This is a genomic window from Shewanella yunxiaonensis (assembly GCF_018223345.1).
Classification (GTDB): Bacteria; Pseudomonadota; Gammaproteobacteria; order Enterobacterales; family Shewanellaceae; genus Shewanella; species Shewanella yunxiaonensis.
In genome coordinates this window covers 2589767-2601796 of the sequence record NZ_CP073587.1, presented here as the reverse complement: position 1 = coordinate 2601796, position 12030 = coordinate 2589767, and the positions used below count along the sequence as shown (strand labels likewise).

The 12030-nt window shown below is 46.4% G+C and carries 12 protein-coding genes; 8 read left to right on the top strand and 4 right to left on the bottom strand.

Going from position 1 to position 12030, the window contains the following annotated elements; translation table 11 throughout:
• Window positions 1–8 precede the first annotated feature (8 nt).
• From rplS to KDN34_RS11840, 6 genes are all read left to right on the top strand, one after another.
• The gene (gene rplS / locus KDN34_RS11865) at window positions 9–362 is read left to right on the top strand and encodes a 50S ribosomal protein L19 (protein WP_133038059.1); all 354 of its coding nucleotides are present in this window, start codon (window positions 9–11) and stop codon (window positions 360–362) included.
• A gap of 200 nt (window positions 363–562) precedes the next feature.
• Window positions 563–1654 (top strand): 3-deoxy-7-phosphoheptulonate synthase, encoded by a 1092-nt coding sequence (locus tag KDN34_RS11860; protein WP_212596632.1) that lies wholly within the window; start codon window positions 563–565, stop codon window positions 1652–1654.
• A gap of 13 nt (window positions 1655–1667) precedes the next feature.
• Complete coding sequence (gene tyrA, locus KDN34_RS11855; protein WP_212593981.1) at window positions 1668–2807, top strand: bifunctional chorismate mutase/prephenate dehydrogenase; 1140 nt, start codon at window positions 1668–1670, stop codon at window positions 2805–2807.
• Window positions 2808–3032: 225 nt separating this feature from the next.
• The gene (gene hcp / locus KDN34_RS11850) at window positions 3033–4691 is read left to right on the top strand and encodes a hydroxylamine reductase (protein ID WP_212593980.1); all 1659 of its coding nucleotides are present in this window, start codon (window positions 3033–3035) and stop codon (window positions 4689–4691) included.
• Between the two features lie 55 nt (window positions 4692–4746).
• On the top strand, window positions 4747–5832 hold the full coding sequence (locus KDN34_RS11845) for a hybrid-cluster NAD(P)-dependent oxidoreductase (RefSeq protein WP_212593979.1): 1086 nt from the start codon (window positions 4747–4749) through the stop codon (window positions 5830–5832).
• A 114-nt stretch (window positions 5833–5946) separates the two neighbouring features.
• Window positions 5947–6282: a hypothetical protein gene (locus KDN34_RS11840; RefSeq protein ID WP_212593978.1), complete on the top strand. Its 336-nt coding sequence runs from the start codon at window positions 5947–5949 to the stop codon at window positions 6280–6282.
• A 60-nt stretch (window positions 6283–6342) separates the two neighbouring features.
• Here KDN34_RS11840 and pheA read toward each other — a convergent pair whose 3' ends face one another.
• Window positions 6343–8283, bottom strand: a complete 1941-nt coding sequence (gene pheA / locus KDN34_RS11835; protein ID WP_212593977.1) for a prephenate dehydratase — start codon at window positions 8281–8283, stop codon at window positions 6343–6345.
• 256 nt (window positions 8284–8539) lie between these two features.
• On the bottom strand, window positions 8540–8875 hold the full coding sequence (gene hpf / locus KDN34_RS11830; protein WP_212593976.1) for a ribosome hibernation-promoting factor, HPF/YfiA family: 336 nt from the start codon (window positions 8873–8875) through the stop codon (window positions 8540–8542).
• Between the two features lie 359 nt (window positions 8876–9234).
• Here hpf and KDN34_RS11825 point away from each other — a divergent pair, with 359 nt between their 5' ends.
• Entirely contained in the window at window positions 9235–9894 is a 660-nt protein-coding gene (locus KDN34_RS11825) for a cytochrome b/b6 domain-containing protein (RefSeq protein WP_212593975.1), read from the top strand.
• Between the two features lie 50 nt (window positions 9895–9944).
• Here KDN34_RS11825 and KDN34_RS11820 read toward each other — a convergent pair whose 3' ends face one another.
• On the bottom strand, window positions 9945–10397 hold the full coding sequence (locus KDN34_RS11820) for a c-type cytochrome (RefSeq protein ID WP_212593974.1): 453 nt from the start codon (window positions 10395–10397) through the stop codon (window positions 9945–9947).
• 171 nt (window positions 10398–10568) lie between these two features.
• Here KDN34_RS11820 and trpR point away from each other — a divergent pair, with 171 nt between their 5' ends.
• Window positions 10569–10844, top strand: a complete 276-nt coding sequence (gene trpR / locus KDN34_RS11815) for a trp operon repressor (RefSeq protein WP_212593973.1) — start codon at window positions 10569–10571, stop codon at window positions 10842–10844.
• 57 nt (window positions 10845–10901) lie between these two features.
• Here trpR and slyD read toward each other — a convergent pair whose 3' ends face one another.
• Window positions 10902–11528 (bottom strand): peptidylprolyl isomerase, encoded by a 627-nt coding sequence (slyD, locus tag KDN34_RS11810; RefSeq protein ID WP_212593972.1) that lies wholly within the window; start codon window positions 11526–11528, stop codon window positions 10902–10904.
• Between the last annotated feature and the right edge of the window lie 502 nt (window positions 11529–12030).

The window sequence follows — 12030 nt, the reverse complement described above, 5'->3', positions numbered from 1 at the left end:
AGATACAAATGAACAAAATCATCAAAATGCTCAACGATGAGCAAATGAAACAAGACGTACCAGCCTTTGGCGCCGGTGATACCGTAGTCGTTCAGGTACGTGTTAAAGAAGGTGACAAAGAACGTCTGCAGGCGTTCGAAGGTGTGGTTATTGCTAAGCGTAACCGCGGCCTGCACTCAGCGTTCACCGTACGTAAGATCTCTAACGGTGAAGGCGTTGAACGTGTGTTCCAGACTCACAGCCCTCTGGTTGCCAGCATCGAAGTTAAACGCCGTGGTCGCGTGCGTCGTGCTAAGCTGTACTACCTGCGTGATCTGTCAGGTAAAGCTGCACGTATCCGCGAAAAACTGGCTACTAAATAAGTCAGTTACTTTAGATAACGCAAGTGTTCGCACAGAAGCCCGCCTATATGGCGGGTTTTTGTTTTGTAAATATTAAAAACAATGCTTGATCCTGTTAGAAAATAAAGGCAGACTGATTTGGTGATGTAATGGTGTAACGTTACAATAATACGACGAGTCGTTCAGTCAAATATCAGGTGAAGTAAGTGTCAGAACAATCAATGCAAGCCAATCCGCTGGAAAATGTAAGGATACGTGCGGAAAAGGTACTGTTCACTCCGGAACAGCTAAAAAAGGAATTACCGCTTTCTGAGAAAGCCCATCAATTTATCCTTAACGCCCGTAAAACAGTTTCCGATATTGTGCATAAGCGAGATAACCGCTTACTGGTTATCACTGGCCCATGCTCAATACATGATCTGGCGTCTGCTAAAGAGTATGCCCTGAAACTCAAGCAACTGCGAGATGAACTTCAAGATCAGTTTTATATTCTGATGCGAGTCTATTTTGAAAAGCCGCGCACTACGGTTGGCTGGAAAGGGATGATCAATGACCCTGATATGGACGAATCTTTTGATCTGGAAAAAGGATTACGTCAGGCAAGGGAGCTAATGTTATTCCTCGCCGAGTTGGAAATACCTGTGGCCACCGAAGCGCTGGATCCTATCAGTCCTCAGTATATCTCGGAACTTATCAGCTGGTCAGCCATTGGGGCCAGAACGACTGAATCGCAGACTCATCGTGAACTTGCCTCCGGTTTATCAATGCCGGTTGGCTTTAAAAATGGCACTGATGGTAGTATTGATGTTGCGATCAATGCACTGAAATCGGCCGCCAGCAAACATCGGTTTATGGGCATTAACCAACAAGGGCAGGTAGCATTGTTACAAACCCGTGGTAACCCAGATGGACACGTGATTTTACGTGGTGGCGCCCAACCTAATTATGATGCTGAGAGTGTTGCGCAGAGTGCTGAAGCGTTACATAAAGCCGGATTGACTGCGCGGTTGATTATTGACTGCAGCCACGGTAATTCCAGTAAAGATCATCGGCGCCAACCATTGGTGTGTCGTGATGTTTTCCAGCAGATCGCTCAAGGCAATAAATCTGTTATCGGTGTGATGTTGGAGAGTCATCTGTTTGAAGGCAATCAGAAATGTGATAAACCTCTGGCAGAATTGCAGTATGGGGTCTCGGTGACTGATGCTTGTATTGACTGGACCTCCACTGAATCTTTATTACGGCAAGGAGCGAAGCAACTAGCGCCAATCCTGCCAACCCGTTTTGATATGCTCAGGGCCGCTAATGCCTGAGGGAAAATATAATATGAATGAGAAGACCACCGAAGAGCTGGAAAAGCTACGGGATCTTATTGACGGTGTTGACCAGCAATTATTACATCTGCTGCGTAAGCGCCTGGATCTTGTCGCTCAAGTCGGTGCCGTGAAACATAGTGCTGGTTTGCCGATCTACGCGCCGGAAAGGGAAGCAGCAATGCTTGCCAAGCGCCGCGCAGAGGCGGAAACCATGGGGATCCAACCGCAACTCATTGAAGATGTGTTGCGAAGACTGATGCGGGAATCTTACCTGAATGAAAAGGATGTCGGTTTTAAACAGGTAAAAGAGCAGCTCGGTAAGATCGTCATTATCGGTGGTAAAGGTCAGCTAGGACAGTTGTTTGCTCATATGTTCAGTTTATCTGGCTATGATGTGCATCTGCTAGACAAGAATGACTGGCATATGGCTGAGTCATTATTTGATGGTGCCGGCTTGGTGTTAGTCACCGTGCCAATATCAGTGACCTGTGAGCTGATCCAGGAAAAACTCACTAAGTTATCTGAACATTGTATTCTGGCGGATCTGACATCGGTTAAAGCTGCACCATTAGAAGCCATGCTAGCGGCGCACAAAGGGCCTGTTGTGGGACTTCATCCGATGTTTGGCCCAGATGTCGGCAGCTTCGCGAAGCAAGTTGTTGTTGTGTGCCATGGCAGAAATGCAGAGGCTTATGGCTGGTTACTGGAGCAGATTAAGATTTGGGGTGCCAGACTGGTTGAGGCTGAAGCCGTGAAACACGATAAAGCGATGCAACTGGTGCAGGCAATGCGGCATTTTTCAACCTTCGTATATGGTTTGAATCTATGTCGCGAACATGCAGATATGCAAAGTTTACTGCAGTTTAGTTCACCTATTTATCGTCTTGAATTGGCGATGGTTGGTCGTTTGTTTGCACAGAGTCCTGAGCTATATGCCGATATCATTTTCGCGCAAAAAGGTAGCCTTAAGGCGATATCTGATTATCTGGCCAATTATTCTGAGGCTTTGACAGTACTGGAATCTGGTGATCGCGAAGAGTTCATTCGTCGCTTCCGTGAAGTGGCGCAATGGTTTGGCGAATTGGCACCGCAATTTCAGCATGAAAGCCGGGCCATGTTACAGTCAGTTAATGATTTGAAAAGTCATTAAGCACTTCTAGCGGTTTTCCTCTTAGTTAAAAAAATGTCCTCGATATTCAGTATGTCTAGGGCATTTTTTATTTTATTCAATTAGTTATATTTTTTCTTAACGTCACCAACGAAAAAGTAAGGTGATCTGGCTCTCTCTTTTGCTACAACGAGGTTGGCCTTGGTTAAGTTTTCAGTAGACTAACTTAAAACATGTAAAAAATATGCATGATTAAGGAGACCTACTGTGTTTTGTATTCAATGTGAGCAAACCATCCGAACCCCAGCCGCTAATGGCTGTAGTTATTCCCAAGGCATGTGTGGCAAATTGGCTTCAACATCAGATCTCCAGGATCTGCTGATTTATATGCTACAAGGTGTATCTCTTTACGCCGCACGGCTGAGAACATTTGGGGTAATTGATGCAGAAGTCGATACCTTTGTTCCCAAAGCGTTTTTCTCTACCCTAACGAATGTGAATTTTGATGACGAGCGTATCGTCGATTATGCCCGTATCGCTGCCGCGTTACGTGACCGCTTGCAGGCACAATATCAATTGATCTGTACTGAAAATGGTCTGGTGCCAGAGGAGTTTCCAGTTGCTGCCAAGTTGTTGTTGGCTACCACCAAACCTGAATTATTAGTTCAGGCAAAACAAGCGGCACCGAATCGGGGCGAAGTTAACGAAGATATCTTAGGCTTACGTCTGTTGTGCCTCTACGGCCTTAAAGGCGCTGCAGCGTATATGGAACATGCACGGGTGTTGGGGCAAACCAGCAGCGAAGTTGCGGGAAAATTTCACGAGATCATGGGATTTTTAGCTACTGATAGTGAAGATGCAGACAAGCTGTTCACTACCGCGATGGATATAGGCCAACTGAACTATCAAATAATGGAGATGCTGGATAGTGGTGAAACCGCCACATTCGGTCATCCTGAGCCAACACAAGTGAATACTAAGCCAGTAAAAGGTAAAGCGATTCTGGTGTCTGGCCATGACATGAAAGATCTGGAGCTTATCCTGCAGCAAACGGAAGGCAAGGGCATTAATGTCTATACCCATGGCGAGATGCTACCAGCACTGGCTTATCCACAACTGAAGAAATACCCACATCTGGTCGGAAATTACGGTGGTGCCTGGCAAAACCAGCAAAAAGAATTTGCCAATTTCCCGGGTGCCGTAGTGATGACCTCCAACTGCATTATTGATCCGAATGTCGGTAAATATGCTGACCGCATCTTCACCCGCAGTATCGTCGGTTGGCCTGGTGTTACGCATCTGACCGGCGACGATTTTACAGCGGTGATTGAGAAGGCTCTCGCACTGGAAGGATTTAAGTATGATGAAATCCCACACCTGATCACCATAGGTTTTGCACGTAACACGCTGATGAACGCCGCTCCTGCCGTAGTTGAAAATGTGAAGAACGGTAATATCCGCCATTTCTTCTTGGTGGGTGGTTGTGATGGTGATAAGGCTGAACGCAGTTACTTTACCGATTTTGCGAAAGCAACGCCGAAAGATAGTCTGATCCTGACGCTTGGCTGCGGTAAATATAAATTCAACAAACTGGATTTTGGCGAGATCAACGGGATCCCTCGCTTGCTGGACATTGGTCAGTGTAATGATGCCTATTCCGCTATCCAACTGGCACTGGCCCTGTCAGAAGTTTTTGACTGCAGTGTGAATGAGCTACCGCTGAGCCTGGTGTTGTCCTGGTTTGAGCAGAAGGCAATTGTCATCCTGCTGACGCTGCTTTCCCTAGGCGTAAAGAACATCCGTACCGGGCCGACTCCTCCCGCGTTCCTCACACCTAATTTGTTGAAGATATTGGAAGATAAATTTGGTCTGCGAAATGTCAGTACAGTAGAAGAAGATCTTAACAGCATCTTAGGTGCTGCCTGATGTTGTTGATAAGCGCGGCACCTGTCGCGCTTATCGTTTTGAGGGAGAATAACCGATGATTAATGCCACTGAATTGTATGGCGCAGCGGCGCAGCATTTTATCGCAAATGACTGGCAAACGGGTGAGCTGAGGCTGATCTGCACGGCGCGCTGGCAGGAAACAACTGATGTGGTAAGTTTTCGTTTTAGAGCTGCCGAACCGATCAAATTTCGCTTTAAGCCCGGCCAGTTTATAACCTTTCACTTGGAGATTGGCGATTCATTATTTCATCGTTCTTACACCATCTCGTCATCACCGTCGCGGCCGCATTCGCTAACGGTGACGATTAAACGGGTGGAGGGCGGCAAAGTCTCTAATTACCTGCTGGATAATCTGCAGCCCGGACACAGTTTATTGGCATCAGGTCCCTATGGTGATTTTAACCTGATTGATATCCCAGCGGAGCGATACCTGTTTCTCAGCGCCGGTTGTGGGATCACCCCAGTATATTCTATGACGCGTTACCTGACAGACACCTTAGGGCCTGATGCGGATATCTGCTTTATTCATAGCGCCAGGACTGCAGCCGACACTATCTATCGTGACAGCTTACACGCAATCGCTGAACACTACGCTGGCTTTTCTCTGGGAGTGTTAGTGCAGCACGAACTGGTGTTACCTCAGTCTGAGCGTGGACAGTGGCTTAGCGGATATCTTGATGCCGAACGTTTGTTGCAATTGGCCCCAGATTTTCTTGACCGCACTGTTTTTGTGTGCGGCCCCGAACGATTTATGAACGCGTGTAAAAGTCTGTTTGAAGCGCTTGGATTTGATATGTCCAGGTATCACCAAGAAAGCTTTGGGATGGAAGTTTCCCCAAGCTTAAAGGCGGCTGTCGGTTCATATTCGCTGCAAGTGGATGGTAATGAAACATCTCTTGATGGCACGCAGACCCTGCTGGAAGGGATTGAAGCACTGCAACTGCCAATTATTGCGGCCTGTCGTAGCGGCGTTTGTGGTGCTTGTAAATGCCGAGTCGTAGAAGGTGACGTGGCGTCTGATAGTCAACAAACACTTACAGCTGACGAGATCGCGTCAGGGATGGTATTAGCCTGCTCGAGTCGACCATTGTCTGATATTAAATTAGCACTGGGAAATTAATTGGTTAAACAAGAATTAATGATAGGGCATTGCACAATTAGAGTTCACAAAGTATGGTTAAAGTGACGGGCTGCTGGTAGCCCTATCTTCACTGACGTTGGCTGGAGAAAAACGATGACCGGTGCCCACTCGCAATTGATACTCGCAGAAGATCGTAGTTTAGGACATTTCCTATACGGGCTTATGTGTGCGTTTCCGCTGTTTTTAGTGCCAGTGGTACTGAGTCTGTTGATTAATTTTAGTCAGCGACAGGTTGCGCCAGCGTCATTAATGGGTAGCCATTTGCGGTGGCAACGACATAGCATTTTCGGCTTGTTGATGTTGATGCTATTGGGGTATTGGGTGAGTGCGTTGTGGCTCAGTTTGAGTTTCTTCGCATTGGGAATGATTTGGTTTAGTTACCGTATCTTTAAAGGTTGGTTGAATCTGACCGATGGCGTCGCAATGTGATTTACGTGTAGCATTAGAAACATAAGGCCCTGATATTTCAGGGCCTTATGTTTGGTCGCATTATGGCTGGCTATGCTGCCGGTAAATTTCAGCCAGCAGTTGTCGCTGTTCTTTCAGATTTCCCGCTGGTAACACAATACCATCTGCATGCAGGTGTTCTGCCGCTTGCGCCAGTTGCGGCTGTAAATCGGCATTGATGTAACTGAGATTGATGATCATCGGTAAATGGCTAATCGATTTAATATTCACCAGTGCCGCCAAATCCAGCGTTAACTGCTCTGGATGACTAAAGCTACGGATCCCCGCTTCACACAAGATCAGTTGCTGATTGCCGCAAGAAAGCAGTGAATCTGCCGCAGATAACCAGTCTTGCTCACTCGCCATATTATTGCGTTCCAGTATCACTGGCATATTCATGGCCCCGAGCTGGCTCAGCAGTTCTTTATTGAACATTTGCTCGCCGGGAATTAACAGCAAATCGGCATGTGATTTCGCAAATAACAGATCGGCTTGTTGTTGCACACTGATAATGCATTGCAGTCCCAAGTTATTGAGTTGATTTCTGAAATGCGACAGCACATCGTTATTGACCTGGCTGATACCGTCCACAATAACTGCTTGAAATCCCGCTTCGCGTAACGCTTGAGCTTGCTGACTATAACTGTTACCAAGCGTGGTCACATTAAGCGACGTAATTGCTGCAAGAGCGCCATTGCCGATATGCAGTTCACCACTGACGACCTCGGTATTATGTTCCTTAAAACTTCTTGAGTAACGGGCGCTGTCGGCTTCCTGTGGCAGTGCGTTCTTAGAACTATCTGGCTCGATGAGTAGCTGACTATTTTCTAATTGTGTCGGTTTCACGTTTTCAGAGGAGTAACATCCCAGCACTTTGATGAAGCGAGTAATACGCTCCATTTCGTGTAAAGCCTGGCGCACATGTCGGTGGGCGGTATTGCCATCAATATCCAGGTAAAACATCTCTTCCCATGGGGTGCCGTATATTGGTCGAGATTCCAGTTTGGTGATATTGAGGTTATGCAGCTTCAATACCAGCAACGCATCGGCTAATGAGCCGGGCGTTTGCCCAGTTGTCATGATTAACGTGGTCTTGGCAGGTATCTGGGTCGGGACACTGACGGCTTTGCGGGCAACCACAATAAAGCGGCTTTGATTAATTTTCTGATTGGCCAGATTTTGATCGAGTACTTCGAGATTATAATAAGCACCTCCTTCCGCACTGCCAATGGCTGCTACGGTGTTATCACCCTTACTCACCAGTTCCATAGCTTCGGCACTGCTGGCGCAATAATGCAATTTGATATTCGGATGTTCGTTAAGATAACGACTACATTGACTGATCGGTTGTGGATGCGCGTAAACCGTCTTGATGTGTTCAAGACTGCTGTTTGGCTTTGCTAACAAGCAGTGCCCAACTTCAATAGTCGTCTCAGCAACAATACTCAGGTTGGTATGCTGTAATAAGTCATAGACTTCATTGATGGAACCTGAAGAGGTGTTTTCTATCGGTAGAAAGCCATAGTCGGCATGTCCGGATTCAACTGCGCGAATTATCTCACCGAAGCTATGGCAGCCCATATCCTGCATTTCCATGTCTCGCCGTTCACAATAGCGATGGGCGGCAATATAGGAGTAGGAGCCTCGCGCACCTAGATAAGCGATGTTATAGAGTAATTTCCTGCCAGCAAAATCCGCTTGTGATTGTAAATAAGCTTGTTGATTTAAAACGGAATCTTCAATAATTGATTGGTATAGACTAAGCACATAGTGTGCGTCCAAACCATGCTCTCTGCCTTGTTTGACCAAGTCTGCCAGCAGCTCTTTTTCGCGTTTGGTGTCACGGATAGGACGGATATCAATCTCTTTACTGCGAGCTACTTCCAGACTTAGTTGCCGCCGCTTTGCCAGCAATTCCAGTAGTGATTTATCGACACTAGTTATTTGTTCTCGGACTAAGTTTAGTTGCGGCGCCTTTTTCATTCTAACCCCGATACGTCATTGCGGTTATAGACAAAAAGGCCTCCCGTTGGGGAGGCCTGATGATTTCGTTATCTTCGCTGAAATAATAGTAGCTCCCCAAATCGAGGACATAAACGATAACGAAAAATAAAGCTAATACGGTGTTCACGGATTTAAACTAAAGCGAAGAGTTAACAGTGTCAACGAAAAATTCACAAGGTAGTTTCAAATATAAAAAAGCGCCCCCAGGTGGGGGCGCTTGAAACGCTGACTCTCATCAGGCCGCATCTTCGGTGGCATAATCTTCTGCCAGATCCCCATTAAACAGGGTGCGTTTGGCGGGTTTGTGAGTCAGTCGATTCAGTTGCTTCTCCAGTCTCTGTCCCATGGCATTGATGGCCGCATAGAGATTTTGGTGCTTGGCCTGGGCAAATAACTGGCCGTTCCCTAATTTGATGGAGGTTTCTATTTTAAACCAAGGTCCTTCAGTAAGGATGATGACGTGGGGGTTAATTAACTGCACATCGTAGCGATCGAGCTTTTCGAGCCGACTTTCGATACGGTTGCGGATAGCTTCGGTGACATTGAATTCTTTGCTGGTGATTTTAAGCATATTGTCTAACCCTCTTTCATTTCCGTGAATCCAGATTACCAATTGCGGTGGTCTGAAATGTGATCTCTATCAACAATTGTTTTTAATAAAATGTCGTTGACGTAGAAGTTTGATCCTCCATACAAGTTCTCTAACTCAAGCGTTGAAATGCTTGAATAGTGGCACGTAACGGGTCATAGTTGACGGAATGGCTCGCAAGCTATCCTCCTGAAATTTTCGTTTGTCACCTGCGGTGTATTGTCCTTCACTGGTCAAATTGGCGTCATTCCGTTACCTTCCTTGTTAGTTAAGCTTAGGTGAATATTTTCTACTGCGCATTTTGGGTGCGAAAATTTATATCGGATATGGCAAATATAAACATGACTCAGAAAATGATGGTGTGGGATGTTCCGGTTAGATTTTTCCACTGGCTGACATTGTTGCTGGTAGCATTGTTATGGTGGAGTGCAGAACAAGGTGAAATGCAATGGCATCAGCTGTTTGCATATCTGTTAATGATCAATCTACTACTCAGAATTGTTTGGGGGTTTATCGGTAGCCAATATGCGAGATTCAGCGATTTTCTGCGGTCGCCGTTCCAGGTCATCAGCTACGTGCGCAAACAACCTGATGAACCCTCTCTAGGGCATAATCCGCTGGGTGGTTATATGGTGCTGGCGCTGATTTTAGTGTTGTTGTTACAAGTGAGTAGTGGAATGTTTGCCACAGATGACATTGTCACCGAAGGACCCTTTTACTCGTGGGTCAGTGATGATCTGTCGCGCTGGCTTACCTGGTTGCATAAAAGCAACTTTAACTTACTACTGGTTTTGGTGGTGATACACGTCAGTGCCGTGGTGTTTTATGAAATCCGTGGCCAGCGGCTAATTGCGGCAATGGTAACTGGCAACAAGCAGACAACTCTGGTATCGGTTAGCCAGCAGGGTAATGTCACGCTAAAGCGTTGGTTGTGGGTGATGCTACTAATTTCAGCCCCAATTGGTTATTGGTTGATTTGGCCGTTGCTGGCGACTCTGTAGAGTGAATTGATGCAGTAGCATCAGTCAGACTGACACTACTGCACATTGGCTTAATCCTTTTTATACAAATCGTGGCAGGCTTTGCAGCTTTTCCCGGTCACGGCAAATGCCTGTTTCACGGCATCTTCGTCACCCGATTGCGCTGCCTGCAGCAATTGGGCGGCATTTTGCTGCATTGCTGTAAGTTTGGCTTCAAAATCAGCTTTGTTTTCCCAGATCACCGGTAAGGCGTCTGTATGGCCGCTACTGGTACCCTCGATAAAACCTTCTAACGGTAACTTAGACAGTGTCGCCACATTTTGGGCGCGCATTAATACCGTAGCTTTGTCGAAGGGCTTTTTCGCTTTAACCATGGCACCGATATCGGCGAAGTTATGCGCCATCACTTCAAACACCGCCTGGCGATAGTGTATGGCATCTGCTGGCTTTTTGAATTCTCCAGCGTGTGCGGAAACCAAGAAGACTGCTCCTAATGAAGTTAGCAACGTCAATTTAATGCGCATGTTTGTCCATTCCTTGAGTTGTGTGATTTCGATCACCATTCTTAGCTGATAAGACATTGGTGCGTCAACATTAATGATGGATAGCTAATATCGAGATCCTCATACACTTTTTTTCATGCAAGCGAGTCGGTATACTGTCATCATGTATCATTACATGATGACAGTTACTTTATGAGACCTCAGTGGAAAGCTGTTCAGCAGTTAATCCTTGAACATCCTCAGAACGAGCAGCTCGATTGCTTATTTGAGTTATTGTTAACAGAAGAGGAGCGACAAGCATTCGCCGGTCGTTTAAAAGTTTTTCAGTTATTGCTTGAGGGACAGCTAAGTCAACGGCAGATCGCCGCCGAGTACGGAATTAGTATTGCCACGATCACCCGCTGCTCCAATTACTTAAAGAATATGTCGGCACCAACATTGGCAAATGTGCAGGCGTTGATTTTGTGAGCCTGGTAATAAAAAAGAGCCACTGGTGGGCTCTTTTTTAAAGAAAACGTGATGTGGCTAGCCGTGACAACCACAACCGCCTTTGCCACTGCCACCGCAGCAGCCTTCCTCTTCATGATGACCGCCGCCGCAGCAACCGTCTTCATGGTGGTGCTCACCTCCACAACATCCGCCTTCGTGGTCGTGACCACCACAGCAGCCACCTTCATGGTCATGACCGCCACCATGAATATGACCATGAGCTAACTCTTCCGCAGTTGCTTCACGCACTTCCAGTACCTCAACAGCAAATGTCAGGGACTGGCCTGCCAATGGATGATTACCATCGACAACCACTGAGCTTTCCAGGACATCAGTTACTTGTACTGGACGCTGCCCCATTTCTGTTTCAGCAATAAAGCGCATTCCGGGAACGATATCCTGAATATCACCAAACGCTTCCAAAGGTACTTCCTGACGCAGACCATCATGGTATGGACCGTAAGCATCTTCGCAATCAATTGTGACTTCAAGCTGTTCGCCCTGAGTCTTGCCTTCAAGTGCTTTTTCAAGACCTGGGATCAGGTTGCCCATTCCATGAAGATAAACTAGTGGATCGGCGTCAAAGGAGCTTTCGATCAGTTGGCCTTTGGCGTCAGTCAAACGGTAATGAATCGTTACCGCGCTGTTTTGGGTGATTTGCATATCGCCTCCCGTTAATCGTGTCGGCGCATAATAGCGTGGAAATGCAAGACTGGCGACCATTGTTGTTGGCGAATGCTATCTGCTGCACATAGTTTAAGCTTTGCTGGGGTCATGACCGGCTTAACTAATGTCAAAGTAATATGAAAATCGATTTCCCAGGTCACAATACTGGCTGTAAACGACGGCATTTGGTTGGTATATATTTAGCAAAGGGCATTATTTGTTGAGATATATGCAGCCAATAAGCAGAATTGTTGGTATAGCTTCCAAAAAAGCGCTTGACAATACACTAAGAAAAAAGCAATTCTGTGCGACATACTTGTTTACACATTCAACAACTTTACACTACACCTAAAGGCTTAATTAAGATGATGTTCGCCAGCGTTGTGATTACCACCATTATTACAACCACCACCATTACCGGTGTGGAGGCGGGCTGACGCATCCTTTAGGAAGTGTAAAAACAAGCCCGCTCCCACCCAGGAGTGGGCTTTTTCGTTTC

Excerpts from the sequence above, each read along its gene's own strand:
- KDN34_RS11860 (WP_212596632.1), top strand. The coding sequence starts at position 563 with ATGCAAGCCAATCCGCTGGAAAATGTAAGGATACGTGCGGAAAAGGTA.
- KDN34_RS11820 (WP_212593974.1), bottom strand. The coding sequence starts at position 10,397 with ATGCGCATTAAATTGACGTTGCTAACTTCATTAGGAGCAGTCTTCTTG.
- KDN34_RS11840 (WP_212593978.1), top strand. The coding sequence starts at position 5,947 with ATGACCGGTGCCCACTCGCAATTGATACTCGCAGAAGATCGTAGTTTA.
- KDN34_RS11825 (WP_212593975.1), top strand. The coding sequence starts at position 9,235 with ATGACTCAGAAAATGATGGTGTGGGATGTTCCGGTTAGATTTTTCCAC.
- KDN34_RS11845 (WP_212593979.1), top strand. The coding sequence starts at position 4,747 with ATGATTAATGCCACTGAATTGTATGGCGCAGCGGCGCAGCATTTTATC.
- rplS (WP_133038059.1), top strand. The coding sequence starts at position 9 with ATGAACAAAATCATCAAAATGCTCAACGATGAGCAAATGAAACAAGAC.
- trpR (WP_212593973.1), top strand. The coding sequence starts at position 10,569 with ATGAGACCTCAGTGGAAAGCTGTTCAGCAGTTAATCCTTGAACATCCT.
- hpf (WP_212593976.1), bottom strand. The coding sequence starts at position 8,875 with ATGCTTAAAATCACCAGCAAAGAATTCAATGTCACCGAAGCTATCCGC.
- pheA (WP_212593977.1), bottom strand. The coding sequence starts at position 8,283 with ATGAAAAAGGCGCCGCAACTAAACTTAGTCCGAGAACAAATAACTAGT.
- tyrA (WP_212593981.1), top strand. The coding sequence starts at position 1,668 with ATGAATGAGAAGACCACCGAAGAGCTGGAAAAGCTACGGGATCTTATT.
- slyD (WP_212593972.1), bottom strand. The coding sequence starts at position 11,528 with ATGCAAATCACCCAAAACAGCGCGGTAACGATTCATTACCGTTTGACT.